The organism is Spirosoma gilvum (assembly GCF_054776815.1).
Genome location: NZ_BAAHBH010000004.1, coordinates 178215 through 203240 on the forward strand (window position 1 = coordinate 178215; position 25026 = coordinate 203240).

The window sequence follows — 25026 nt, forward strand, 5'->3', positions numbered from 1 at the left end:
GAAACTTTTTCAAAGAAGGCTCAGTGTGTAGCCGGAGTCGCTTTTTCAACGGTAATACCAACGCTCAGAATGTTAAGCAACGGGTCCTGTCGCATATACTGCCGAATCTGCATGGTATATTTTCCGGGTTTCGGAAAGTGGTAGTTGCGTTTCATCAGGAATTTATGATCGAACAGATCACCCAACCCATCGCCGTTTGGCTTACCCGTTTTAGGGTCCATCAGAATCAATTCATCGAGCCGCGATTCAATTTCCTTCCCATTGGCATCGCGCAGATAGCGAGTCAGGTAAAGGTTATAATATCCATACGATAAGCTGTTGCGCAGGTTGTAATAGATATTGTACGGCACCGTAGCGTCGGTGATTTCGAACGTGAACGATGGCGTATTTTTGATATACCATTTCCCTTCGTCGATGTCGGTGTATTCCTTATAAACTGCATTGGTGTCGCAGCCGAGGGCCAGCAAGACCAGAAACAGTCCTAAACCTAATTGCTTCATAGTAACAGAAAGAATACACAAAACTACGACGGGCAGACTGGCTTTTCAAATTGCAAAAAACTATCTCGATAGTTTGCAAACGATAAAAATAGTTTTAGCTTTGCTCTATGGAAAAGCTAACAGCCAAAGAAGAAGAAGTTATGCAAGTGCTCTGGAAAATGGAGCAGGCCTATGTAAAAGATATGGTTCCGCAGTTTACGAACCCTCCTCTACACTACAATACAGTATCGACGATTGTCCGCAACCTGGAAGAAAAGGGGTATGTGGGCCATAGGGCTTACGGTAATACACATGAATACTACCCAATTATTAGCAAGGAAGCCTACCAGAATCGGTTTGTTCTGACAAAAGTAGTGGATGAGTACTTCGATAATTCGTACAAAAATCTAGTCAGCTACTTTGCTAAGAATGAGAAAATTTCGGCCGACGAGTTGCGTGAAATCCTGGCGATGATTGAAAAACAATAGTGAATCTATCGTCAAGCGTGGTCAGGCAGTAGCCAAGGATTGTCAGAATTAGCGCTCCTGACCATACTTTACAATCCTTGGCTACTGCCTGACCATGCTTGACAACCCTTGACTATTTCTGACTCGTATCAAGATGGAAACCCTTCGCTATGTCGTTTTAGCCAATGGTCTTTTGGCCGTAGTGAGCCTTGCTTATTACGTTTTGCTTCGACGCGAAACGTTTTTCGGTGCCAATCGGCTGGCGTTGTGGCTTGGTCTGGCCGGTGCGCTGATTCTGCCTTTGCTCGAATTGCCCGACTGGCGCCCACAGCGGGTACGAACCGTGATGCATCGAACAGCTCAGATCATTGTTCCGAGGGTTCTTCCAAAGTCACCAACTACAGAACCAGACGTAACCATTACGTTTCCGAATCAAAAAACGTATCAGGCTTTTCAGAAGCTACCCAAGCCATTTAGCTGGTCCTGGCAATTAGGTCTAATCCTACTGTATGCGCTGGGTGTCCTGCTTCTGGCTATCCGGTTCGGTCTGCAAGTACTGTCACTTCGAAAACTCATTAACCGATCAACTCAGGAGCCATACGACCAGTTTACGCTGGTAACGAATGAGCAGGTAACTTCACCGTTTTCCTTTTTCAACTGGGTTGTCCTGAATCCGTCGCAACATAGCATCATCGAGTTAGATCAGATTTTACGGCATGAGCGGGTACATGTTCGGGAACGTCATAGCCTCGACATGATCGGCGCCGAACTGGTTTGCATCATTTTCTGGTTCAATCCGGCGGCTTATTTGTTCCGTCAGCTTGTTCACCAAACGCTTGAGTTCAGTGCTGACCGAACGGTACTGGCCGAAGGAGTCGATGCAAAAGCCTATCAGTATAACTTACTGAAAGTGAGCTTGGCCTCAGGGCAATCGGGAATTAGTAATCACTTCAGCAAATCGCAGCTCAAATCGCGGATTCGGATGATTAATCAGCGAGAATCGTCTAAGGCTAGCTGGTTAAAGTACCCTGTTTTTTTTATTGCTGCCCTGACAGTGGCCTCAGCCTTTGCTCGTCCACAGCATATTAACGTGTTAAGTCATTACTTACCTAGACCCATTGCAGCGTCAATCGTTGCGATAGCAACTACGCCTAAAGAAACCGTACCTTCAGCGACAGAAGTATCTGGCACCGTTGTTCATCAGGCAGAAATATCTAAACCTAATACTGGGCCAACACCTCAGTCTCAGCCTGCTTCACAACAAGCTGAACTTATACTTAAATCTGAGGAAGTTCCTACTGACAAAGACTCTGTTCGTAGCAGCCCATCTCGCTATATTCAGTATCAGGGAAATTGGCTATTCTGGGTTGTAACACCAAAGACTACGTTCGATGATCTGGTGGTTATGAAGCAGGAATTTGCCAAACATGGTCATACTATGCAGTTGAACGAGATTAAATACGACCCGCTGTATGCGTATATTACCCGGCTTCAGGTATCGATCAAACGAGCGTCGGGAGGTGGCACGAGTTGCGATGAGCTAAATAATGATAATAAACCAATACCATCCATTGCAGGATTTGTAGGCATTGGCCCCAAATCTCACACTGCTGGTACAGGCGGTCTTCGCTACTATAAAGATTATGAGATTCCTGAACAACTTCGCAAAAAGGCTGCTGAAGACGAAAAATTTGTCATAGAGCTTATAAAGGATCAAGCAATGGAAAAGCTAGTTCAAGCTGGCCAGCGTAAATATGGCCATTTGGGCATAGGCCCCCGCCGGTTTAGTAAAGAAGAAATTATCAGCCAGTCGGGAAGTAATAGTTATCTAACCGTTCAGCCTGATAGTTCGCTTTCGGTAGACGAGACCGCTGATTATGCTAAAGTATTCATCAATAATGAACCTGTGGCTCCCCAAGCAATCCGAATGTGGAAAATAAAGCAGTTTTATACGCTAGTTGTCCTGTATGGAAAAGGGTCAGATTCAGACAAACGCCCTGGAATGCGCTATTTACTCTTTTACTTCAACGAAGGTAATTAACACTAACCATGTATTCCTTTACGAACCGATTTAGTGGCCCATCATTGCGAGAGCGAGTGGTTATGATGAATAGCCATCGTTCAAAATCCGCTGTATGGTGGCGTTATGGGATTTGGGTGTTACTGATGTGCGCAATGGGATTTGCCTGTAAACATAAGGTGGAGGACTACACCGAAACCTATAAAGGCGATATTATCAAAGGCTTAAAAGCGCCCTTCCCCGTAACAAACGCAACTCGCTTATTAGCTGCCGAACTTGAAGAGAAAGGCTTACCCTGGTTCCGACAGTCAGGATTGTCGGTACCCGATCAACGTATGATTGTTAATGGCCGACGGATTACGTCATCTGCTTTATTTAATTATCCTGACATTTTGTGCTTACGAGACGGTCATTTAGCCCTTAAACCGATTAATAGCCAACAAGTAAAAGTTTTTGTAAATGGCCGACAATTTCAAACCTTACCAGCTATTTCATTTGAAGAGATCAATGATATGTTGATTTACCAAAAGCTGGAAGATGCTCCCGGCGCAGATAAATACCCAGAATTATATCGCGTATTCATCAGTACAACCCACAAGACACCAACTGTGGATATGAGCAGGCTAAAATGGAAGCAATTTTTAGTAGCCAATGCTGTATCTGATTACCCACTTGGTAAATCGAGCACTTTCTCTATGAACCAATTGCTGGAAGCCACTTTCTTCAGCAACAAACTTGCGTTTGTAACGAGAACTAAAAACGAACATTTAAAGATTTACGATGAATTTGCCGCTGATATCGATTTATATATAAACGGATTGTCAGTAAAACCCTCGGCAATTGAAGAAGTACACGTCAGAGAAGTAGACAAGCTCTATACGCGAGAACGTTCCTTCGAAGAATGGGCAGATGGCCCTAATCGACAGCACCGATTCACAATGTATATTCAAACTACTCCAAAACGTGCCAAACGCGACAGTACCTATTACGTTTTCAGCCCATTTTATACAGGAGACTTTTAACAATATATGGCAAGAAGCCGACTCAATGAGTCGGCTTCTTGATGTTAGGAGGCTTTACCGTTTGTTGATGGCTTTTGATTCTCAGCGCCTTTCGGTTTCTTTTTTTTCTTTTTGCCAGGCCGGGATGTGTATTTGGCATCCAGCTTTTGCAGATCGCTATTGAGAGCGGCTGCCGTAACCGGCTCTTTCTCCGTAATAGGTGTCAGTACCTCGAACGACTCGGGAATAATCCCCTTTTTATTCAGTTCAACGATTTCAAGCACACGGCCAATGGGCAGGGCATGCCAGGTACTTTCGGCACTATATCCAAACCACATCAGTTTCCGGAAAATATCGGTCTTTTGCAAAAAAGCCCGGCCTTTCTGCGTTTCCAGTGGTTTTTCAATCGTCGGAATATCGCGCAAGGCATCCATATAGGTATCCAGCTCATAATTCAGGCAACACTTCAGCCGTCCACACTGACCCGATAACTTGGCCGGATTCAAGGATAGATTTTGATACCGGGCCGCTGAGGTAGCAATGTTTTTAAAGTCCGTCAGCCAGGTCGAACAACAGAGTTCACGCCCGCAGGAGCCGATACCGCCAAGCCGACCTGCTTCCTGACGAAGACTAATCTGCCGCATTTCGATACGCACCTTGAACTCACTCGCGAGCATTTTAATCAGCTCCCGGAAATCAACCCGCTCTTCCGACGAATAATAGAACGTTGCCTTTGTATTATCGGACTGAAACTCAACGTCCGATAATTTCATATTGAGCTTCAGCTCCCGGATAATTTCACGGGAACGATACAAGGCCGGAAGGTCACGCAGAATAGCCTGATCATGACGTTCCATATCTTTCGGCGTGGCAATCCGGTGAATAACTTTGGTGTCGTCGGTAATTTTTATATCCCGTTTTTTGACCTGTAACCGGACTAGTTCGCCTTGCAGCGAAACAGCACCAATATGAAATCCCGACTGCATTTCAGCCACGACATAATCGCCCGTGGTCAGATCGAGCTGGTGGACATTCCGATAGTACTCTTTCCGACCACCTTTAAATTTTACTTCTACAACATCGTATCGATTCTTTCCTGGCATGGCTACGTCGCTCAGCCAGTCGAACGAATTTAATTTATTGCAGCCTGCAGTGCTACACCCTCCGCTGCCGCATCCTTTGGTGGCTGTTTTCTCCCCATCGGATGCACCACGCTGGGTTCCACACCCGCCGGTTGCACAGGACTTACAAGACATATGTTTAAAGTTATAAAGTTGTTGAGTTGTAGCGCTATAAGTTGAGTTTTCCTGTTGAAACTGGACAACTTGATAACCCTATAACTTTACAACTCAGTTAATCCGCGTACCGGAGTAGGTCGAGCCCGATATCTTTCCGATACTGTTTTCCATCAAATTGCACCATCCGGGCCGCTTCCTGCGACTTACGGACAGCATTTTCGAGCGAGTTTGCCTGTGCTGTAATAGCCAGTACGCGCCCGCCATTGGTCAGTACCTGCCCATTTTTTGCCATTGTTCCGGCATGAAAGGCCGTTACGTCCTCCAAACGCTCTAATTCCGAAATAGCTTTCCCCGTCTCATAATCACCGGGGTAGCCACCTGATACCAATACTGTAGTAACAGCCGTTTGTGGCGATACCTGCACCGATACTTTATCCAGTTCACCATCGGCAGTAGCCGCCATCAACTGAACAAAATCACTTTGAATGCGCGGTAACACCACTTCCGTTTCAGGATCGCCCATGCGAGCATTATATTCGATCACGAAAGGCTCTCCATTTACTTTCATCAGGCCCACAAAAATAAATCCCTGATAGCGGATACTCTCTTTTTGCAGACCCAACAATGTGGGCTTAACTACTTTATCTTCAACCTTTTTCAGGAAGGTCTGGTTCGCAAATACGACTGGCGAAACAGCGCCCATTCCACCTGTGTTTGGCCCAGTATCCTCTTCGCCAATCCGCTTATAATCTTTTGCTTCAGGCAGGATTTTATAGTTTTCGCCATCGGTCAATACAAACACCGACAGTTCTATGCCCCGCAAAAATTGCTCGACTACGACTTTGCTACCCGCAGCACCAAATTTCTGCCCACCAAGCATATCTGTTAGCGTAGCCTGAGCTTCGGCTAAGGTTTCTGCAATAATCACGCCCTTTCCGGCAGCCAGGCCGTCGGCTTTTAAAACAATGGGCAAGGAATGATTTTCCAGGTAAGCCAGGCCATCTTCAAGAGTTTCAGCAGTAAAGGATTTTGAAGCGGCCGTAGGAATTCCGTGCCGTACCATAAATTGCTTCGAGAAATCCTTACTCCCTTCCAGTTGCGCCCCTTTTGCATCGGGACCCACAATGCGCAGATCCGTCAAATCAGGTTGTTGCCGCAGAAAATCGACAATTCCTTTTACGAGCGGCTCTTCTGGCCCTACAATCAACAGATCGATTTTTTCCTCCCGAACTGTATTGGCAACAGCCGTGAAGTCATTATAGCTAATTGGTATATTCGTAGCGATCTGAGTGGTTCCGGCATTACCGGGCGCTACAAACAATTTATCACATAAGGGACTTTGCGCCAATTTCCAGGCAAAAGCATGCTCGCGTCCTCCCGACCCTAGTATAAGTATATTCATTCGTAGTTGAGTAGTTAGGAGCGAGGAGTGAGAATCCCTCCGGCGGCATTTAGCTTGCGCCAGTATTCTCACTCCTAACTCCTAACTCCTATTTTAATTGGCTACTTCCGACAGGAATTTGATACGCATCAGGCGTAGATCTTGCTCAGTGAAATCATCGCCACCAAATTCACGCATGGCAATCGCGATGTTGTCGCTCTCTGCGGTCATAAAGTAGTCGTAGATTTCGTCCTGCCGGTCTTCATCCATTACTTGATTGATATAATAATCGAGATTGAGCCGTGTACCTGAATAACAGATATGCTCAATTTCTTCCATCAGATCTTCCATTGATATGGATTTGGATTCAGCGATCTCATCCAAATCAATCTTTCGATCAATCTGCTGAATGATAAAGATTTTAACTTTCGATTTGTTAACTGTTGACTTAACGACTACATCTTTTGCGGTCTCAATCTCATTTTCTTCAACGTATTTTGCAATCAGATCGATAAACGGTCGACCGAATTTTTGCACTTTACCCATCCCAACACCATTGATCTGCGCCATTTCTTCGCGCGTGGTGGGGTAGGTCGTTGCCATTTCCTCCATCGATGTTTCCTGAAAGATAACATACGGAGGCAGGTTCTTTTCTTTGGCAATTTTTTTCCGAAGGGCTTTTAGCAAGCCAAGCAATTCTTCATCATAGGCAGCGCCACCACCGGCTGGCGTCGAATCCCGATCGTCGTCGTCTTTCGTCTCGTTGGCAGCCTGCTCATAATCATGATCTTTAGCCAGCGTTATTGGATACGGATCCTCGATATAGTTCAGCCCTTTCTGGGTTAGTTTCAGAACTCCGTAGTTATCGACATCTTTTTCCAGATACCCATAAATCGTTATCTGTTTGATGAGTGAACACCAGAAGTTACAGTCGTCATTAAAATCACGACCTTTACCATAGACCGCCAGCTTATCGTGCTCATAGCTGGTCACATATTGGTTGCTGGTTGCGGTAAGTACATCGGCCAGGTGCGCTACATCGAACCGCTGATCAGTTTGCAGCACTGTTTGCAACGCCAACACCACTTCATGCTGAACTTTAAACTTCTCGGTGGACTTCATGCAGTTATCGCAGAAGCCACAGTCTTTGTCCAGAAATTCTCCGAAATAGCCCAGCAGTTGACGACGACGGCATACGCCCAGGTTTGAATACGACACCATTTCGGTGAGCAGATGCTTGGCGTTATCTCGTTCTGTAACCGGCTTATCTTTATTAAACTTCTCCAGTTTAACAATGTCGTCGTAGCTGTAGAACATCAGGCAGTTGCCTTCCAGTCCGTCGCGGCCGGCCCGGCCTGTTTCCTGGTAATAGCCTTCAAGCGATTTAGGGGCATCGTAGTGAATAACAAACCGCACATCGGGCTTGTCGATACCCATCCCGAACGCAATAGTAGCACAAACGACATCTACATCTTCGTTCAGAAACGCATCCTGGTTATTCATCCGGGTCTGAGGGTCCAGCCCGGCATGGTATGGTAGCGCTTTTATGTCGTTGACATTTAGCAGCTCAGCTATTTCCTCAACAGTTTTACGGCTTAGGCAATACACAATACCAGATTTGCCTTTATTCTGCTTAATGTATTTGATGAGCTGCTTTTTAGCATCAACTTTTGGGCGGATTTCGTAGTATAGATTCTTTCGATTGAAGGATGTTTTATAAAGGTGAGCATCCTCCATCTGGAGGTTTTTCTGAATATCCTGCTGTACTTTAGGGGTAGCGGTTGCCGTCAGCGCAATGACGGGCAAATTGCCAATATTATCGACGATGCCACGAATTTTGCGGTATTCAGGCCGGAAATCATGTCCCCATTCCGAAATACAGTGTGCTTCGTCGATAGCCACGAAGGAAATGTTGGCCTTCTTTAAAAAGTCCAAATTCTCTTCTTTTGTCAGAGACTCGGGCGCAATGTAGAGCAGCTTAAGAGAACCATTCAGCGTATCCTTTTTGACCTTGTTCATCTCCGCTTTTGATAGCGTCGAATTCAGAAATTGCGCGTTGATTCCAAAGGCATTGAGCTGGTCGACCTGATTTTTCATCAGAGCGATAAGTGGCGAAATGACCACCGCAGTCCCATCGTTAACAATTGCGGGAAGCTGATAACACAGTGATTTACCGGCACCTGTAGGCATAATAACAAACGTGTTACGTCCCGACAGGATACTGTAGATTATAGCTTCTTGTTCTCCCCGAAATTGACTATACCCGAATATTTCTTTTAGTCGTTCTTTTAGCGTCGTATGAATCGACTCATCAACCTGCATCATTCTACAAATCGTACAAAAGTTACTTTACTCTCTTTGCTTGCCGTATCTTTGTTTTATAAAGTTAGCGAATATACGCAGCAAACGGTTCCTGATTGTTAAATCTGACATTGAAAGTAATAAAAAATCCTAATACGATTGCTCGTTCGGTACTTCTGGCCGAAGCCGAAGCGATCCGCAAGGTCGTTGATTTACTTGACGATCAATTCGATGCTATTGTTAATATGTTGCTTACTGTCACCGGTCGGCTGGTGGTAACGGGTGTAGGTAAAAGCGCTCTGATTGGGCAGAAAATTGTAGCGACTCTGAATTCGACCGGCACACCCGCCTTATTTATGCACGCGGCCGATGCGATTCATGGTGACCTGGGTATGATTCAGGATAACGATGCGGTCCTGATTATTTCGAAAAGCGGTAATACTGCCGAAATCAAAGTGTTAATCCCTTTATTGAAGCGGACAGACGTTCGACTTATTGCGCTGGTTAGCGATCGGGACTCCTATCTGGCTCGCCATGCTCATTATGTACTTCACGGGTATACCGAACATGAGGCCGACCCACTCAATCTGGCTCCCACAACCAGTACAACTGTTGCCCTGGCGTTAGGTGATGCCCTCGCTGTGAGCCTGTTAGAATTACGCGGCTTTACCCGTCAGGATTTTGCCCGTTACCATCCAGGTGGTTCGTTGGGGAAGAAGTTATATTTGAAAGTAGCGGATATTTTTCCACATAATCAGTGTCCGAAAGTATTGCTCGATACACCTGTCCGCGAAGTCATCTTTACGATTTCGGCAAATCGGCTGGGTGCTACTGCCGTTGTCGATGAAACAGGATCACTGACTGGAATCGTGACGGATGGCGATATCCGACGAACGGCTTATGACCATACCTCATTCTGGCAACTCTGTGCGCAGGATGTGATGACGAAACAACCCGTTTGCGTAACTCCCGATGAATATGCTGTAGCTGCTTTACAACTGATGCAGGAACGAGACATTACACAACTCATTGTTGCTGAGGCTGGTCAGGTAGTTGGCTTTGTGCATCTGCACGATTTATTGAAGGAAGGGCTGGTATAATTGTGTTATCAAGCCAAACCTTGTTCAAGCCTTTTCCACAAACTTTAAACAAAATCCACACTTTAGATTCCACACAATGGGGGAAATATTCCACACTCTACAAGGATTATCTATTGGCCGCTTGTTTATACTGAACAAATTTGGCAAAAATTAATATATTGATAATCAGCAAATTATTATTAAATCTATTCAACTTTGCCGCGTTCCTGACCAGACTGGTTGTTTTTTTGTCTTAGAGAGAGCAGATGTGATTCAACAGAAAAACTAAACAGCCATGACAGCTCTCGAATTTACTAACCATATTGGCAAAGTGTCTAAATCTTTACGCCCATTCGCGCTACGTTTAACGAAAGATGTTGAAGATGCGAACGATCTGCTGCAAGACACCCTGCTGAAAGCGTTTACCAATCGTGATAAATATACGGATGGGACCAATCTGAAAGCCTGGTTGTATACGATCATGAAAAACACATTCATTACAAACTACCAGCGCATGGTGCGTAAGAATACATTTATTGATACAACCGATAATTTGCATTACATTAATTCAATAGAGAGCAGCACCGATAATCTGGCTTACTCATCTTTCGCACAAGATGATATTAACCGGGCGGTGAATGGCCTCGACGACACATACAAAACCCCATTTATGATGCATTTCCGTGGATTTAAGTACCACGAAATAGCAGCAAAACTCAATATTCCTATTGGCACGGTGAAGAACCGGATCCACATTGCCCGGAAAGAACTGAAGGATCAGCTAAAAGTTTACGCATATTTTAATTCTTAATGCGATACTTTTTTAGTGACCCTCCGTCTAAGAGATATTGATTGAGTAGTTTTTGGTTAAAAAAGAGGAAGGTTCGAAAAAGTTGGGTGGTGTCCGCCCAACTTTTTTTGTTGTAATATACTGAAAAACAACCACATATAAATAAAATTACTCCGTAATAATACTCCCCACAAGTTTAGGTAAGCTTACTATCTCTCTGATCTGCTTACATTAATCGTCAATATTTGACGTTGTTCCGACTACTTTTTGATCAATTTTCAAGTAGGTTCACAAAAAAATTAGCCTTCTCCAGGCAAATTTCTATTACTCAATCAATATTTTTTTGACTAATGCCCCAACGCGTTCTTGTCATTGGCGCCGGATTTGCCGGTTTGGCTGCAGCAACCAGCCTTGCCGATAAAGGTTATGATGTCACAATTCTTGAGAAGAATACCATGCCAGGTGGACGGGCGCGAGTTTTTCAGGAAAAAGGATTCACGTTCGATATGGGACCAAGCTGGTATTGGATGCCCGATGTTTTTGAAACGTATTTCGCCCAATTCGGCAAAAAACCTTCTGATTACTATAATCTTGTTCGGCTCGACCCTTCCTATTCGGTAATTTTTAGTTCTACTGAAGTCGTCGATCTTCCTGCCGGTGTCGAAAATCTGGAAAAGCTCTTCAATCATATTGAGCCGGGAAGTGGGGCAAAACTTCAGCAGTTTCTGAAACAGGCTTCCTATAAGTATGAGGTCGGCATGAATAAGTTTGTCTGGAAACCCAGCCGGTCCATCAGCGAGTTCCTGAGCCTGAAACTGTTGTATGATGTAACGCGGCTAGATGTTTTCCAATCCTTTGCTACCCACGCCCGTAAATTCTTCCAAAACCCACGCTTACTGGAAATCATCGAATTTCCCATTCTCTTCCTGGGTGCTACGCCCGAAAATACGCCGGCCATGTATAGCCTGATGAATTATGCCGAAATGGCACTGGGAACGTGGTATCCGATGGGCGGCATGTATGAAATCGTTAAGGCAATGGTTAGCCTGGCCGAAGAGAAAGGCGTTAAATTATTACTGAATCAGACGGTTAAATCGATTGAGATTACCAACAGGAAAGCCAGGCGGGTCATTACAGAAAATGGAATTTTTGAAGCAGATGTGGTTATAGCCGGGGCCGATTACAACCATGTTGAAACACAACTCGTTGATCCACAATACCGAAATTACGATGATGCTTATTGGCAGAAACGCGTCATGGCTCCGTCGTCCCTGCTATTTTATCTTGGCGTGAATAAGCGAATTCCACGCCTACAACATCATAATCTCTTTTTTGACGAGGATTTCAAGCTGCACGCACAGGAAATCTATGAAACGCCACGCTGGCCGAGCAAACCGTTATTTTATGCCTCAGCGCCGTCAAAGACCGATCCTGGCGTAGCGCCTGATGGATGCGAAAATTTGTTTCTACTCATCCCTGTAGCACCTGACCTTGCTGATAATGACGAAACCCGTGAGCATTATTTTAACCTAATTATGAATCGGCTGGAAGCCTACGTGGGCGAAGACATCCGTAATCATATTGTGTTTAAGCGAAGCTATGCCCACAGCGATTTCAAAAGCGATTACCACGCCTTTAAAGGCAATGCATACGGATTGGCCAATACGCTCAGGCAAACGGCCATTTTAAAACCATCGTTAAAGAACAAACAGGTAGACAACCTGTTCTACACCGGTCAGCTCACCGTTCCGGGACCAGGTGTACCGCCTTCTCTGATCTCAGGGTTAGTAGTAGCTAGTGAAGTTACAAAAGAATTTGTTTAACTTTATGTGCCAAATAACTAAACAAAATAGCATAAAATCGAATTTACTAAGAATGTATAGCCTTTACAGTTAGGATTCGTATCTTTTTGCGCGTTTACTCATTAACCCTTCCTGCTAAAACTCTATGATGGCGTTGTTCAATAAAACTGCACTAGAATGTAGTAAACTGATCACGGAACGATACAGTACATCGTTTACACTTGGCATTAAAACACTCGATCGTAAATTTCACTTTCCGATCTACGCCATCTATGGATTTGTCCGGTATGCCGACGAAATTGTGGATACCTTCCACGAATACGACAAAAAGACGTTGCTGGACCGTTTCAAATTCGATACGTATCAGGCCATTGAAGAAGGAATCAGCCTGAATCCAGTCTTACAATCCTTTCAGCTGGTTGTCAGGCAATACCAAATCGAGCAGGAGTTGATAGAGTCTTTCCTGAAAAGCATGGAAATGGACCTGTACCATCAGAACTACACCATGGAAGGTTATCAGGAATACATTTATGGATCGGCAGAAGTTGTCGGACTGATGTGTTTGCGGGTTTTTTGCGAGGGAAATCCGTCCGAATTTAACCGTCTGCGTGAACCTGCCTGCAAACTAGGAGCCGCCTTTCAGAAAGTAAATTTCCTGCGAGATATGAAAAGCGACTATGTGGAGCGGGGCCGTACCTATTTTCCCGACATCGATTTCAGTAACTTCGATCTCGACGTCAAAAAATGTATTGAAACCGACATACAACGCGACTTCGACGAAGCGTATATTGGCATCATGAACCTTCCACGTGGGGCGCGAATGGGCGTTTATCTGGCTTACATATATTACCAGACGTTATTCAACAAAATCAAACAGCTTCCTGCCTCCCGAATTCAACATGAGCGAATTCGGGTCCCAAATCCGCAAAAGCTGGCCCTCTTAGCACAGACATACCTGATGCATCGCCTGAATGTGATCTGAAAACAATTGATTGGGTGATAGATACGATCACAGCCAACCATTGAACAATTCAACCACTCAATTGCTCGAGAGTCTATTTTAAACTGTGGCACGGCTGATTCCATAGTTGATAATCAGACGCTTGTATTAGCCGTGCCACAGTTCGGCGGGCAGTTTTATTCAACCATTTTTCAAGCCACTTTTTCCATAGTCCCCAGCACAGAACCGAGTACGGCCAAATAACCCTGAACCGCTTTAGCCAATTTAGGCCGACGTTGCTGCATATTCATATCGACCTCGTTCATAAAATTTTTCCAGTTGGAATCGTTCAGACAATCCAGCGCTACTGAAATAGTAGGAGTCAACGATTTTGCTGTGTGCCACCATCCGCAGGGAATAAACAGCGTTTCACCGGGGCCTACGACAAATTTTATCGGAGTTGTTTTCGCAAATAAGGGGTATTTTTCCAGATCGGGATTCCAGATATCATCTACCTGCGACACCCAAAGATTATCGGGCCGTGGATAGACATAAGGGGTTTGATCGGGTGGAATTACCGTAAATTCTTTTTCGCCATAAAGTTGGGTGATGTACGCATGCAAACACATGTAATCGTAATGCACATAGGGAAACTGAGCGCCAGGGCTGCCAAAAAATATTTCCAGTGTATTAGCGCCCGACAAAAACCGCTTGGGTAACAGCTTACTATTGATTCGATCGGGCAGCGCGTATTTGAACCGAGGCAAAACGTCGGGCAACAGTTCTGGATAATCACGCTCAATCTGAAGGGTACAGGGATAAGGAGCCGGATTCTCTTCCGTACCAGTCAACATCCAGTCGATGTATTCGCCTAGCGTATATTTCTTCCCGGAAATTTCTACCTCCCGATCACTATAGTGTTTCTTAAAAAACTCAGGAGTAAACTTATTCTTCGCCGACCAGGAAGCACAGGCATCGCCAATCACGACCGGATAATTCGCGAAAAGATGCTTTTCTGCAAACTCTTCGTAACTCAAATTGTATTTTTTTTCAACAACCAGGGCTCCTTCACGAACCAGTTCAACTGTTTGGGTATCCATCTTATGGGTTGGTCAGTAGTCATTTACTCTTTAGACTTTACGTTCACGGAGGAGGACAACTCTTTTTTTACCTATTTACTGTTCGGTAGTTCCACACACTCCGTGATACTCTACCAATCATTGCACCCTCTGTTTGATTTCTAGCTATCTTTGCGTAAAATCATTATTTTCTACCTATGGTAGCCGAAGCAGCCCTACCGCCAGACGTTCTTTCCCGATACGAACTAGTTGTCGGACTGGAAGTACACTGTCAGTTGCTTACAGAGAGCAAAATCTTTGCGGCCGATGCCAACTCGTTTGGAGCGGAACCCAATACAAATATCAGTGTGATTACGCTGGCACATCCGGGTACTCTACCCAAATTAAACCGGAAAGTGGTTGAGTATGCGGTACGGATGGGGCTGGCCTGTGGAAGTGAGATTACACGCCGAAATATCTTTGCCCGCAAAAATTATTTTTATCCTGATCTCCCAAAGGGCTATCAGCTTTCGCAGGACAAAGGACCAGTCTGTGTACGTGGCGGCATTTTAGTAAAAGTAAAAGACCCGGTAACCGGCCAGCCTTACCAGACGACTATTCAACTACACCATATTCACCTCGAAGAAGATGCCGGAAAAAGCATCCATGATGGTGACGAATGGGCCACTCAGTTAGATTATAACCGGGCAGGTACTCCACTGATCGAAATGGTTACCGAGCCTTGCATCCGAACAGCCGACGAAGCCGGGCAATACCTGACCGAAGTACGCCGGTTAGTTCGGCATTTGGACATCTGCGACGGGAATATGGAGGAAGGTTCGCTACGTTGCGACGTAAATGTTTCGATTCGTCCTAAAGGTGCTACCAATCTCGGCACGAAGGTTGAAGTGAAAAACCTGAACTCCATACGGAACGTAATGCGGGCAGTCGATGGCGAATTCCGGCGGCAGGTCGAACTGATCGAAACGGGCGGGAAGATTACCCAGGAAACCCGCACATTCGATGCAGCAACCGGCCTGAGCTATGCCATGCGGGAGAAAGAAACGATGAATGATTATCGCTACTTCCCCGACCCCGACCTCACGCCCGTGGTTATTTCGGATGAGTGGCTGGCCGACATTCAGGCGCAAATGCCTATGCTCCCAACAGCTTTGTTCCAAAAGTTTACGACTACCTATGGATTGCCTGAGTACGATGCGGCTTTATTGACGGATGCCAAAGAACTAGCCGACTATTTCGAAGTTGTTTGTCAGCATACGTCCCATTACAAAGCGGCATCGAACTGGATAATGGGTCCCGTTAAAGGACAGCTTACGGAAAAAACGTTGCGCGAACGTCAATTTCCGGTTTCGGCTAGCCAATTAGCGGCTTTAATTGAATTAGTTGCGAATGGCACGATCAGTCAAACGGCAGCGCAACAGGTATTTGGTTTAATGACCAACCAGCCTGATGCTTCGCCTGAAGAACTGGCCCGAGCCAATGGATTGATTCAGAATCGCAATACCGACGCATTACAAACGTTGGTAGAAGAAGTACTGGCAGCCTGGCCCGATAAAGTAGACCAGTTTCACAAAGGCAAAAAGAATTTGATGGGCCTGTTTGTCGGTGAGGTTATGAAAAAGTCGAAAGGATCGGCCGACCCCAAATTGGTGAATGAGTTGTTAGCGAAGACCTTACAAAAAAAATGAAACACTTAGTATGCTGCCTGGCTGGCCTAATGGCCCTTAGCCTGACAACCAACGCACAAATCACAAAGCCTTTTACAGTAACCGGCAAAATCGCAAAAGCAACTCCAGGGAGTTATGTCTATCTGGAAGCCAACTCCCAGCCTACCCGTAAAATCGACTCCACAAAAGTTGGAGCTGATAACACCTTTACGCTCAACAGTAAAGTGGCCGAGGGTGGTGATGTATTCATCCTCAATGTAGGCGGTGGACAGAAAATGGCCCTGCTAGTTGAAGGTGGCGAAACGCTGAAAGTAACAGCCGACGGCTTCCGAATGGATCAGAAAACCGGTCAGATGGGTAAATCGACGGTGATGGGCTCTAAAAACATGGAGTACTACGAGAAACTGAACACGCTCCGTACCGACATGGAAGCCAAAGTGCAAATGTGGAACAAACAGGTTGCGGCTGCTACGGAAAAGAAAGACAACAAAAAAATTGCTCAGATCGAGCAGGAATACCAAACTGCTGAGCAGGATGTGGTAAATAAAGTCAAAGCCATGCTACCCGAAATGGGAACATCGCTGGTATCGTTGTTCGCCCTGAATTTCATCAATATTGATACCGATTTCGCTCTTTACGATCAACTGGCCCAAAAGTTTGAGAAAGAGAATCCGAATAGCCCACACGCAAAGTCACTGATTGGTCGGGTAGCCCGGATCAAGGGCGTTTCCATTGGTGCCTCTGCCCCTGAAATTGCTCTGAGCGACACCACTGGAGCGCCGGTTGCCCTCTCATCATTGCGAGGAAAATATGTTCTTATCGATTTCTGGGCTTCCTGGTGTGGTCCCTGCCGTGCCGAAAATCCGAATGTGGTCCGAATGTATAATAAGTTCAAGGATCGCGGGTTTGCCATCTACAGCGTGTCGCTCGACCAGACGAAAGACAAGTGGGTGAAAGCTATTCGCAACGACAACCTGACCTGGACACACGTTTCGGACCTAAAATTCTGGCAATCGGCAGCCGCCCAGCAGTACGGCGTTCAGGCCATTCCGGCTACCTTCCTGCTTGACAAAGAAGGCAAGATCATCGCCAAAAACTTACGAGGTGAGGCACTGGAACAAAAACTAGAAGAAGTGTTACAAGTTAAATAAATATAAGGGAGAAAGTAGGAAAGGGACGAAGGGGAGAAAGGCTATCTTACTCCCTTCGTCCCTTTCCTACTTTCTCCCTTCACTCCCTTCACTATGAAAATTGCTATTGTTGGTTGCGGCAACATGGGTATGGCGTTTGCCAAATCGTTTTTACAGTACGATCTGGTAAAAAAAGAAAACTTACTCTTAATCGAAAAAAGCGCCGATCGCTCGGAAGCGTTGAAAGCCGAGAAAGCGGGGGTAGTCGTTGAAACTATTGGGCCGCATGTCGGCGAAACCGATTTGATTATTTTGTCGGTAAAACCCCAGGATTTCAACAGCGTTCGCGAATCACTTCGGGCTATCATTCAGCCGAATCAGATGATTCTGTCGATTATGGCCGGTATTCCAATTGCGCAGATTCAGGAAAAGCTAGGCCATCCGCTGGTGGTACGCGCCATGCCGAACACACCAGCTATGTTGGGCATGGGTATTACCGGTTTCACAGCCGCCAAAGAAGTTGATCTGGCTAATCTTCGCCGGGTTGAAAACCTGATCAATGCTACTGGCCGATCCATTTTTCTCGAAGACGAAGCCATGCTCGATGCCGTTACGGCCTTGAGTGGTAGCGGCCCGGCTTATTTCTACTATGTGGTGAAAGCAATGATCGATGCCGGGAAACAGATGGGTTTCGACGATGCCGTTTCGGCCTTACTCGTCAAGCAAACCATGCTCGGTGCTTATCACCTGATCAATAACGCCGACAAATCGCTGGACGATCTGATCAAAGCTGTAGCTTCCAAAGGCGGAACTACCGAAGCTGCTCTTCGAACGTTTGAAGGCGGGGCCCTGGCCGATACCTTAGTCGCTGGTATCAAAGCCGCCCAGGTCCGGGCTACAGAATTATCGAAAGGCTAGTAACGCGGTCGGACGGACGCTTCCGCATCTTGTCCGCAGTTATATGATAACGTGAAATATGAGATTTTTGCCCACACTGCGGACAAGATGTCCGCGTTACAGCCCTGTATAACTAAAGGGTGTAATGGCACGTAATTCAGCTTTGATGGCATCAGATACATTCAACTCGTCAATAAACTGCTGAATTGTCTGCTCCGTAATTTTCTCGTTTGTACGCGTTAGCGCTTTCAAGGCTTCGTACGGTTGCGGATAGCCTTCGCGTCGAAGAATGGTTTGGATGCCCTCTGCCACAACGGCCCAGTTATCTTCCAGATCAGCATGAATGGCAGCCTGATTTAATTCAAGCTTATTCAAGCCTTTCAGCAAGGATTTCAGGGCAATTACCGAATGCGCAAACGGAACGCCGATACTCCGCAAAACCGTCGAGTCGGTCAGGTCGCGTTGAAGTCGGGAAATGGGCAATTTGGCCGACAGATGCTCAAACAACGCATTGGCAATGCCCAGATTACCTTCTGAGTTTTCAAAATCAATCGGATTTACCTTATGGGGCATAGCCGATGAACCAACTTCGCCTGCCTTCAATTTCTGTTTGAAGTAATTCATGGACACATACGTCCAGATGTCGCGGTCCAGATCGATCAGGATCGTATTCAGGCGCTTGTACCCGTCAAGTGTAGCCGCCAGCATGTCGTAATGCTCAATCTGAGTTGTAAACTGGCTACGCACCATACCCAGACTTTCTACAAACTTATCGCCAAATTTCTTCCAGTCTTCATTTGGATAAGCGACAAAATGAGCGTTGAAATTGCCCGTTGCTCCACCAAATTTGGCCGCCACAGGAATGTCGGATAATAAATGGAGCTGTTTTTCAATGCGTTCAATAAAGACTTGTATCTCCTTACCAAGCCGGGTTGGCGACGCCGGTTGTCCGTGGGTACGGGCCAGCATAGGAACGTCTTTCCATTGCTCAGCTAACTCCTGCAACCGGACGAAAATCTGTTGATAGAGCGGTTTTACTTCGGTTTCACACGCTTCACTCAACGACAGCGGAATAGCCGTATTGTTTATATCCTGCGAGGTTAATCCGAAGTGGACAAACTCCAGATACGGCTCTACTGGCGAATCTTTCAGTTTCTCTTTGATAAAATATTCAACAGCCTTTACGTCGTGATTGGTCGTTTTTTCAATTTCCTTAATCTGCAGGGCGTCGGCCTCCGAGAAGTTCTCATACAAGGCCCGTAAAACTGGAAACTGAGCAGGTTCCACGCCCGACAATTGCGGAATTGGCCACTCACACAGCGCAATAAAATATTCGATCTCGATCCGTACCCGGTAATGAATCAGGCCAAATTCTGAAAAGTAGGGTGCCAGTGCCTCAACCTGAGACCGATACCGACCATCGACCGGCGAAATGGCTATTAATGCAGATAAACTCATAAACGGATGTATAATGTATGATGCATAATGTATAGTGTATGATGCTAGCTGGTTTGTTTTACATCATATACCATACATTATACATCTTATATCAAAACGGGTTCAGGTATAGTCCGAGGCCAATCCAGGCTGTTTGCTGATCTTCATACTGGCTATAGGGTCGGAACCCGGAATAGCCTTCCAGAAGGAACGTTAAATTGTTTTGTGTACGGCCCAGTTCGATACCAATGCCTCCATGTATCCCCGGCCGGAAGTTCGTCTGCTGCCAGAATTTCACATCTACACCACCCACTAATCGCGCTGCATGCGTCGAAGGCTTTTTGTAGAATGCCCCAAACTGCGCACTCAATGGCTTCCGTTCTTCGGTTTTACGAAGCACAATACCAGCACCACCATACAATCGCCAATTGTTTACTGTGCGGCTATAGGTGAAATCCAGCAATTCGTAATTCACGGCGTTGGGTGATGGGGCCGTTATTTGATTCCGAAAGATATAATCGTCGCCCAAATGTGAAGAAAGGTGATACACCCGAATTCGATAATTGTTTTCGGCCCGTCGAATATTATAAATGATGCTGATTTTGTAATCCGTGTTCATGATCCGCCGACGCGCTTTGTTGGCAATTGGATCATGAAAGGCTTCGAACTGGGTAAACGACGCCAGGTCCAGTACCCACTCTTCGGCCCGATCGGGTGCGCTTGTATGCCGGTAGAAGGGCTTGGCAAAACCAAACGCAAATGGTACGATACTTCCTTTATACTTTTCACCTTCGGTCCAGTAAGCCGGGAAAACGCTACCGTACGTTTGGGCTTCCAGGGGGTCCAACAAAATTGGCTCAAACAAATGACCTTTGGGCAAAAACTCCTTAGTAGCCCGAACGACGGAGGGCTCAGTAGAACTGGCCGGTGCCGCAGCTATTGAGTCAGGCTTAGCCGTAACCGTTTTCCGTTCACGCCTTACCCGCTGAGCCTTTTCGGGCTGAGGAACTGTTGTCGGTTCAGCAGCAGGGGTAGTTACCGGGCTAGATGTTGAAAAGGAGCGAGGGGTGACTGGACTCGATACATCAGCAGCTTTTTTAGCCTCACGCTCAATTTTTTCCTGAGCCGCTTTAGCTTCTCGATCAGCTTTTTCCTGAGCCGCTCTTGCAGCTTTTGCTTCCCGGTCGGCTTTATCCTGGGCAGCTTTAGCCGCTTTGGCTTCCCGTTCTTCCTGTTTACGTTTTTCCCGTAACTCTTTTTGTGAAGGTTCAGCCACTGTAGGAGCCGTTTCAACAGGCTGGCTAACAGCAGGCGGAGCAACCGATGTAGCAGCCGGTGGTGTTACAACAGTTGGAGCCGTTTTGACTGTTTCCTGCGATGGATTCTCTTTAGCGGCTTTTTTGGCCTGTTTCTGCCGTTCTTTCTCGGCCTGTTTGGCTTCGTACTCACGCTGTTTCTGTAACCACTCTGCCCGAATCTGCCGTTCCCGCTGAATTTCGCGCTCTATTTTTTCTTTCTGCTTTTGTTCGGCAGGAGTTAGTACACGAGTCGGCTGCGACGCGGGGGCTTGCTGAGCCGAAGCCCAATTGATGGCAATAAAACTTACTAAAAGAGCCAACAGCGTTTTTTTCATACAGGACAAGGCAGGGTTAGTCTTGAATGGTTTTGCGATGTACAAACGATTACTGCTTAAGGGCTGCGTAATTCTTGTAGAAATAGGGAATTGTTTCGATGCCTTTGTAAAAATTGAACAGGCCGTAACTTTCATTAGGCGAGTGTAGGGCATCGGCATCCAGACCGAAGCCCATTAGAATAGACTTGATGCCTAGCTCCTGTTCAAACAAAGCCGTGATGGGAATACTACCTCCGCCCCGCGTTGGAATTGGCTTTTTACCCCAGGCATCTTCAAAAGCCTTGCTGGCAGCCTCAAACTCGACGGAATCCACAGGGGTAACGTAGGGCATACCACCGTGATGAGGAGTTACCGTAACGGTCACGCCCGGAGGAGCTATTGACAGAAAATGCTTTGTAAACAAGTCTGTAATTTCATCAGGCGTTTGATTGGGAACCAAACGCATACTGATCTTGGCTGAGGCTTTGGAAGGAAGCACCGTTTTCGCTCCTTCACCAATATAGCCCCCCCAGATACCGTTTGCATCCAGCGTAGGGCGAATCGACGTCCGTTCGTTCGTCGAGTAGCCTGTTTCTCCCATTACATCATTAATGCCCAGATCACGCTTATACTCCTCCAGATCGAATGGGGCTTTGGCCAATTCAGCGCGTTCGTCATCGCTCAGGTCCTCCACCTTATCGTAGAAACCGGGAATCGTGATCCGGCCATTTTCATCATGCAGCGACGCAATCATGTTGGCCAGTACATTGATGGGATTGGCCACAGCGCCCCCATATACACCTGAGTGCAGGTCGCGATTGGCGCCCGTAACCTGAACCTCTACGTAGGATAAACCGCGTAAGCCGATCTCCACCGAAGGTGTCTCGTTCGAAATAATACTGGTATCCGAAATCAGAATGACGTCGGCTTTGAGCAGGTCTTTATTGTCAGTCACAAACATGCCCAGATGGTCGGAGCCTACTTCCTCTTCGCCTTCAATCATCACCTTTACGTTGCAGGGCAAACCATCAGTTGCTACCATAGCTTCGATGGCTTTAATATGCATGTAAAACTGACCCTTATCATCGCAGGCACCCCGTGCATAAATCCGCTCGTTACGGATTGTCGGCTCAAACGGAGGAGATAGCCAAAGTTCATAAGGATCGGCAGGCTGTACGTCGTAATGGCCATATACCAACACAGTTGGCTTAGCTGGATCAACTATTTTTTCGGCATATACAATCGGATGGCCTGGCGTTTCATACAACGTAGCCTTATCGAGTCCGGCAGCGGTTAATTTATCTTTCACAAATTCAGCCGCTCTACGAACATCAGCTTTGAAAGCCGAATCGGCTGAAACCGAGGGAATACGGAGTAAATCGAACAATTCGTCCAGGAACCGCTGTTTGTTGGCTTCGAGATAGGTATTCATAATGGATGTATGATGTATGATGTATGATATAGCTTAGCCATTAATACATCAAACTTCCTATATCATATATCATACATCCAAAAAGTTTGCCCCGAAGTTACGGACTTTTCGCGCAACGCCGGGGCTAAACTGAGTGTATAGAAAAGTTCTTAGTGTTTTTTGCGAAAACGAATCAGAACGGTCCGATTTTCTTCACCGCGCAATAAGCGTCCAATGTTTTTTTGATGGGTAAACACAACCAGCAGAAAAATCACAAAGCCGAACACAATCAGGAGTGGGTTCTCTTTCTGGCCAAAAATCTGGAGTAACAGCAGTACCGGAAAAGCCAACGCTGCCATGATGGAGCCAAGTGATACGTACTGAGAGGCAATCACTACCAACAGGAAAATTCCGATGCACACCAGTGCCATTTCGGGGTGTGTGGCCAGCATCATACCCAACAGCGTAGCCACTCCTTTTCCCCCTTTAAAATTGGCAAAAACGGGATAAAGATGCCCAATCACAGCAACCAGGCCAAAAACAATTTTGAACGTCAGAATTTCGGTTTCCGTAATGACATCTGCGTACCAAAGTAGAGTGGACAAAATGGCGGCTGTGTACCCTTTCAGGACATCCACCAGCATAACGATGGTTCCTGCACGTTTTCCTAATACGCGAAAGGTATTTGTCGCACCAGCATTACCACTTCCGAACTTTCGAATATCAATTCCAAAAAATCCCTGACCGTACCAGACTGCGGTTGGGATTGAACCTAACAAGTAAGCGATTACTGTGGTGATGCAAATTAACAGAACGTTCATCAATTCAAATAAAGTACGTACTTATTGGATAAAGAAACTGTCCGCTAAAAACAGCAGGTTCTGTAAAAATAATGTAACCCCAAAATTAAGGGATTGTTACTAAATGGCCAATCTTTTTCGCTGGCAAACTAGGTTCATTTGGCCATTTGGTTATAAAGCCGTGCTATTTGCCACCAACAACTATCTCTTTCAGGCTATTTACTTTTAAATATTGATTTGCAGTTTCCATAATTTCCTCAGGAGTAACAGCACGAATTTTCTGAATATAGGTTGTCAGGAAATCAACAGCTATTCCATCCAGTAAAATAATCTTATAGCGGTCGGCAATCTCGAAGGGTGTATTGAGTGAGCCGACGAATTCGCCCGCCATATAATTTTTTACAATTTCGAGTTCCTCGTCCGAAACCGGTTTGGTCTGCAACGTATAAATTTCTTTCTGGATCTCATCTAAGGTCTGTTGTGTATTTTCCTTATTAACATCCGTACCAATCATAAAATATCCATCGTGCCGGAACGACGGCATATTGGATGAGATACCATACGTAAAGCCTTTTTCTTCCCGGATATTCTTCATCAGCCTTGAGCCAAAATATCCACCCAACACTTCATTTGTGACGAGCATTCGGAAAAAATCGGGGTGCGACCTCGTAAACAATCGACGCCCTACGCGAATGGACGACTGAATACTATCAGGTTTTTCAGCGAGCACAACCTGTTCTGTTGCCTCTAATGGCTTATCTGAAAAAGCGGGCAAACTATCCGTTCGAATGACTGACTGGCCCAATACCCGATTTATTAGTAGCACTTCGTTTTCTGTAGCTTGTCCAGCCAATATAATCTGGAATGGCCGACTACGAATTACTTGCTCATAGAAGTCTACGACATGTTGACGATTTAACTGCTCAATGGCGGCAGGTCGCTGACTACGTCCATACGGATGATCGGCTCCAAACATCTTTTCGCGAAACAGGACTCCAGCCAGATACGCATTTTTTTCATAATTGACCCGCAGATTTTGCAGGGTAATGTTGCGTAAGTCGTCCAGTTCTTTTTGTGGAAAGGTTGGCTCACTGAGCATCTCACTCAATACGGGCAATACGTTCGGAAGAAACTTTGTCAGGCAGTATACAACAATGCTAGCCCGATCTGGCCCACTGTTTAGCTCCAGAAAAGCGCCGTACCGATCAATGTATTCACTGATTTGGGCCGATGAGCGCGACACAGTGCCTTCCGCCAACATCTTAATGGTAAAAAAGGCACTACCCGGAACCTGCTCGTACCAGGTACCAGCATCAAACACGCATTCCAATCGAAGTACGGGTTGCTGAGCTACCGCAATAACATGGAGCGGAATGCCATTATCCAGACGATGTGATTGAACCGACGGTAAATTTACTTCATTAATAGCCTGAAAGGCAGGTGATTTAGTTCTATCGAGAGTCATATAACAGGAAACCGGGCCGCCGGAGCGGAG

20 protein-coding genes are annotated in these 25026 nt (G+C 46.0%); 10 read left to right on the forward strand and 10 right to left on the reverse strand.

The annotated features are described in order from the left end of the window. Positions 1-20 precede the first annotated feature (20 nt). A complete protein-coding gene (locus tag ACYVFD_RS12185) occupies positions 21-500 on the reverse strand; it encodes a gliding motility lipoprotein GldH (RefSeq protein WP_461090345.1) in 480 nt (159 codons plus the stop codon). Between the two features lie 107 nt (positions 501-607). Here ACYVFD_RS12185 and ACYVFD_RS12190 point away from each other — a divergent pair, with 107 nt between their 5' ends. The 3 genes from ACYVFD_RS12190 (at position 608) to ACYVFD_RS12200 (ending at position 3988) form a co-directional block, all read left to right on the forward strand. After that, positions 608-967, forward strand: a complete 360-nt coding sequence (locus ACYVFD_RS12190; protein WP_461090346.1) for a BlaI/MecI/CopY family transcriptional regulator — start codon at positions 608-610, stop codon at positions 965-967. Between the two features lie 133 nt (positions 968-1100). Further along, on the forward strand, positions 1101-2987 hold the full coding sequence (locus tag ACYVFD_RS12195; RefSeq protein ID WP_461090347.1) for a M56 family metallopeptidase: 1887 nt from the start codon (positions 1101-1103) through the stop codon (positions 2985-2987). An 8-nt stretch (positions 2988-2995) separates the two neighbouring features. Next, positions 2996-3988, forward strand: coding sequence for a hypothetical protein (locus ACYVFD_RS12200; protein ID WP_461090348.1), 993 nt, complete (start codon positions 2996-2998; stop codon positions 3986-3988). 44 nt (positions 3989-4032) lie between these two features. Here the strand turns inward: ACYVFD_RS12200 and ACYVFD_RS12205 are convergent, their stop codons facing one another. From ACYVFD_RS12205 to recQ, 3 genes are all read right to left on the reverse strand, one after another. Then, positions 4033-5223 carry a PSP1 domain-containing protein gene (locus ACYVFD_RS12205; RefSeq protein WP_461090349.1) on the reverse strand — a complete coding sequence of 397 codons (1191 nt, stop codon included), beginning with the start codon at positions 5221-5223 and terminating at the stop codon, positions 4033-4035. Between the two features lie 97 nt (positions 5224-5320). Next, positions 5321-6607, reverse strand: a complete 1287-nt coding sequence (gene purD / locus ACYVFD_RS12210) for a phosphoribosylamine--glycine ligase (protein ID WP_461090350.1) — start codon at positions 6605-6607, stop codon at positions 5321-5323. 93 nt (positions 6608-6700) lie between these two features. After that, entirely contained in the window at positions 6701-8911 is a 2211-nt protein-coding gene (recQ, locus tag ACYVFD_RS12215; RefSeq protein ID WP_461090351.1) for a DNA helicase RecQ, read from the reverse strand. 107 nt (positions 8912-9018) lie between these two features. Here recQ and ACYVFD_RS12220 point away from each other — a divergent pair, with 107 nt between their 5' ends. From ACYVFD_RS12220 to ACYVFD_RS12235, 4 genes are all read left to right on the forward strand, one after another. Further along, entirely contained in the window at positions 9019-9987 is a 969-nt protein-coding gene (locus ACYVFD_RS12220; protein ID WP_461090352.1) for a KpsF/GutQ family sugar-phosphate isomerase, read from the forward strand. 274 nt (positions 9988-10261) lie between these two features. Then, the gene (locus ACYVFD_RS12225) at positions 10262-10777 is read left to right on the forward strand and encodes an RNA polymerase sigma factor (RefSeq protein WP_020597432.1); all 516 of its coding nucleotides are present in this window, start codon (positions 10262-10264) and stop codon (positions 10775-10777) included. Between the two features lie 329 nt (positions 10778-11106). Continuing rightward, on the forward strand, positions 11107-12579 hold the full coding sequence (locus ACYVFD_RS12230; RefSeq protein ID WP_461090353.1) for a phytoene desaturase family protein: 1473 nt from the start codon (positions 11107-11109) through the stop codon (positions 12577-12579). A 124-nt stretch (positions 12580-12703) separates the two neighbouring features. Next, positions 12704-13540 carry a phytoene/squalene synthase family protein gene (locus ACYVFD_RS12235; RefSeq protein ID WP_461090354.1) on the forward strand — a complete coding sequence of 279 codons (837 nt, stop codon included), beginning with the start codon at positions 12704-12706 and terminating at the stop codon, positions 13538-13540. Between the two features lie 170 nt (positions 13541-13710). Here the strand turns inward: ACYVFD_RS12235 and ACYVFD_RS12240 are convergent, their stop codons facing one another. Then, complete coding sequence (locus ACYVFD_RS12240; protein ID WP_461090356.1) at positions 13711-14598, reverse strand: cupin-like domain-containing protein; 888 nt, start codon at positions 14596-14598, stop codon at positions 13711-13713. A gap of 176 nt (positions 14599-14774) precedes the next feature. Between ACYVFD_RS12240 and gatB the strand changes: the two genes are divergently transcribed. The 3 genes from gatB (at position 14775) to proC (ending at position 18292) form a co-directional block, all read left to right on the forward strand. Continuing rightward, positions 14775-16265 carry an Asp-tRNA(Asn)/Glu-tRNA(Gln) amidotransferase subunit GatB gene (gatB, locus tag ACYVFD_RS12245; RefSeq protein ID WP_461090358.1) on the forward strand — a complete coding sequence of 497 codons (1491 nt, stop codon included), beginning with the start codon at positions 14775-14777 and terminating at the stop codon, positions 16263-16265. Further along, complete coding sequence (locus ACYVFD_RS12250; protein ID WP_461090360.1) at positions 16262-17395, forward strand: redoxin domain-containing protein; 1134 nt, start codon at positions 16262-16264, stop codon at positions 17393-17395. Before gatB ends, ACYVFD_RS12250 begins: the two co-directional genes overlap by 4 nt. Positions 17396-17488: 93 nt before the next feature. Continuing rightward, positions 17489-18292, forward strand: a complete 804-nt coding sequence (gene proC / locus ACYVFD_RS12255; protein WP_461090361.1) for a pyrroline-5-carboxylate reductase — start codon at positions 17489-17491, stop codon at positions 18290-18292. Between the two features lie 96 nt (positions 18293-18388). Here the strand turns inward: proC and purB are convergent, their stop codons facing one another. The 5 genes from purB to ACYVFD_RS12280 form a co-directional block, all read right to left on the reverse strand. Beyond that, entirely contained in the window at positions 18389-19729 is a 1341-nt protein-coding gene (gene purB, locus ACYVFD_RS12260; protein WP_461090362.1) for an adenylosuccinate lyase, read from the reverse strand. A gap of 91 nt (positions 19730-19820) precedes the next feature. After that, positions 19821-21341 (reverse strand): DUF1207 domain-containing protein, encoded by a 1521-nt coding sequence (locus ACYVFD_RS12265; protein ID WP_461090364.1) that lies wholly within the window; start codon positions 21339-21341, stop codon positions 19821-19823. A 49-nt stretch (positions 21342-21390) separates the two neighbouring features. Next, positions 21391-22752: a dipeptidase gene (locus ACYVFD_RS12270; protein WP_461090365.1), complete on the reverse strand. Its 1362-nt coding sequence runs from the start codon at positions 22750-22752 to the stop codon at positions 21391-21393. 149 nt (positions 22753-22901) lie between these two features. Then, complete coding sequence (plsY, locus tag ACYVFD_RS12275; protein ID WP_461090366.1) at positions 22902-23552, reverse strand: glycerol-3-phosphate 1-O-acyltransferase PlsY; 651 nt, start codon at positions 23550-23552, stop codon at positions 22902-22904. Between the two features lie 163 nt (positions 23553-23715). Further along, positions 23716-24996, reverse strand: a complete 1281-nt coding sequence (locus ACYVFD_RS12280; protein WP_461090367.1) for a M16 family metallopeptidase — start codon at positions 24994-24996, stop codon at positions 23716-23718. Positions 24997-25026 lie beyond the last annotated feature (30 nt).

What these genes read in the sequence shown, in the direction of transcription:
- ACYVFD_RS12185 (WP_461090345.1), bottom strand. Translation starts at nt 500, where the DNA reads ATGAAGCAATTAGGTTTAGGACTGTTTCTGGTCTTGCTGGCCCTCGGC.
- ACYVFD_RS12190 (WP_461090346.1), top strand. Translation starts at nt 608, where the DNA reads ATGGAAAAGCTAACAGCCAAAGAAGAAGAAGTTATGCAAGTGCTCTGG.
- ACYVFD_RS12195 (WP_461090347.1), top strand. Translation starts at nt 1,101, where the DNA reads ATGGAAACCCTTCGCTATGTCGTTTTAGCCAATGGTCTTTTGGCCGTA.
- ACYVFD_RS12200 (WP_461090348.1), top strand. Translation starts at nt 2,996, where the DNA reads ATGTATTCCTTTACGAACCGATTTAGTGGCCCATCATTGCGAGAGCGA.
- ACYVFD_RS12205 (WP_461090349.1), bottom strand. Translation starts at nt 5,223, where the DNA reads ATGTCTTGTAAGTCCTGTGCAACCGGCGGGTGTGGAACCCAGCGTGGT.
- purD (WP_461090350.1), bottom strand. Translation starts at nt 6,607, where the DNA reads ATGAATATACTTATACTAGGGTCGGGAGGACGCGAGCATGCTTTTGCC.
- recQ (WP_461090351.1), bottom strand. Translation starts at nt 8,911, where the DNA reads ATGATGCAGGTTGATGAGTCGATTCATACGACGCTAAAAGAACGACTA.
- ACYVFD_RS12225 (WP_020597432.1), top strand. Translation starts at nt 10,262, where the DNA reads ATGACAGCTCTCGAATTTACTAACCATATTGGCAAAGTGTCTAAATCT.
- ACYVFD_RS12230 (WP_461090353.1), top strand. Translation starts at nt 11,107, where the DNA reads ATGCCCCAACGCGTTCTTGTCATTGGCGCCGGATTTGCCGGTTTGGCT.
- ACYVFD_RS12235 (WP_461090354.1), top strand. Translation starts at nt 12,704, where the DNA reads ATGATGGCGTTGTTCAATAAAACTGCACTAGAATGTAGTAAACTGATC.
- ACYVFD_RS12240 (WP_461090356.1), bottom strand. Translation starts at nt 14,598, where the DNA reads ATGGATACCCAAACAGTTGAACTGGTTCGTGAAGGAGCCCTGGTTGTT.
- gatB (WP_461090358.1), top strand. Translation starts at nt 14,775, where the DNA reads ATGGTAGCCGAAGCAGCCCTACCGCCAGACGTTCTTTCCCGATACGAA.
- ACYVFD_RS12250 (WP_461090360.1), top strand. Translation starts at nt 16,262, where the DNA reads ATGAAACACTTAGTATGCTGCCTGGCTGGCCTAATGGCCCTTAGCCTG.
- proC (WP_461090361.1), top strand. Translation starts at nt 17,489, where the DNA reads ATGAAAATTGCTATTGTTGGTTGCGGCAACATGGGTATGGCGTTTGCC.
- purB (WP_461090362.1), bottom strand. Translation starts at nt 19,729, where the DNA reads ATGAGTTTATCTGCATTAATAGCCATTTCGCCGGTCGATGGTCGGTAT.
- ACYVFD_RS12265 (WP_461090364.1), bottom strand. Translation starts at nt 21,341, where the DNA reads ATGAAAAAAACGCTGTTGGCTCTTTTAGTAAGTTTTATTGCCATCAAT.
- ACYVFD_RS12270 (WP_461090365.1), bottom strand. Translation starts at nt 22,752, where the DNA reads ATGAATACCTATCTCGAAGCCAACAAACAGCGGTTCCTGGACGAATTG.
- plsY (WP_461090366.1), bottom strand. Translation starts at nt 23,552, where the DNA reads ATGAACGTTCTGTTAATTTGCATCACCACAGTAATCGCTTACTTGTTA.
- ACYVFD_RS12280 (WP_461090367.1), bottom strand. Translation starts at nt 24,996, where the DNA reads ATGACTCTCGATAGAACTAAATCACCTGCCTTTCAGGCTATTAATGAA.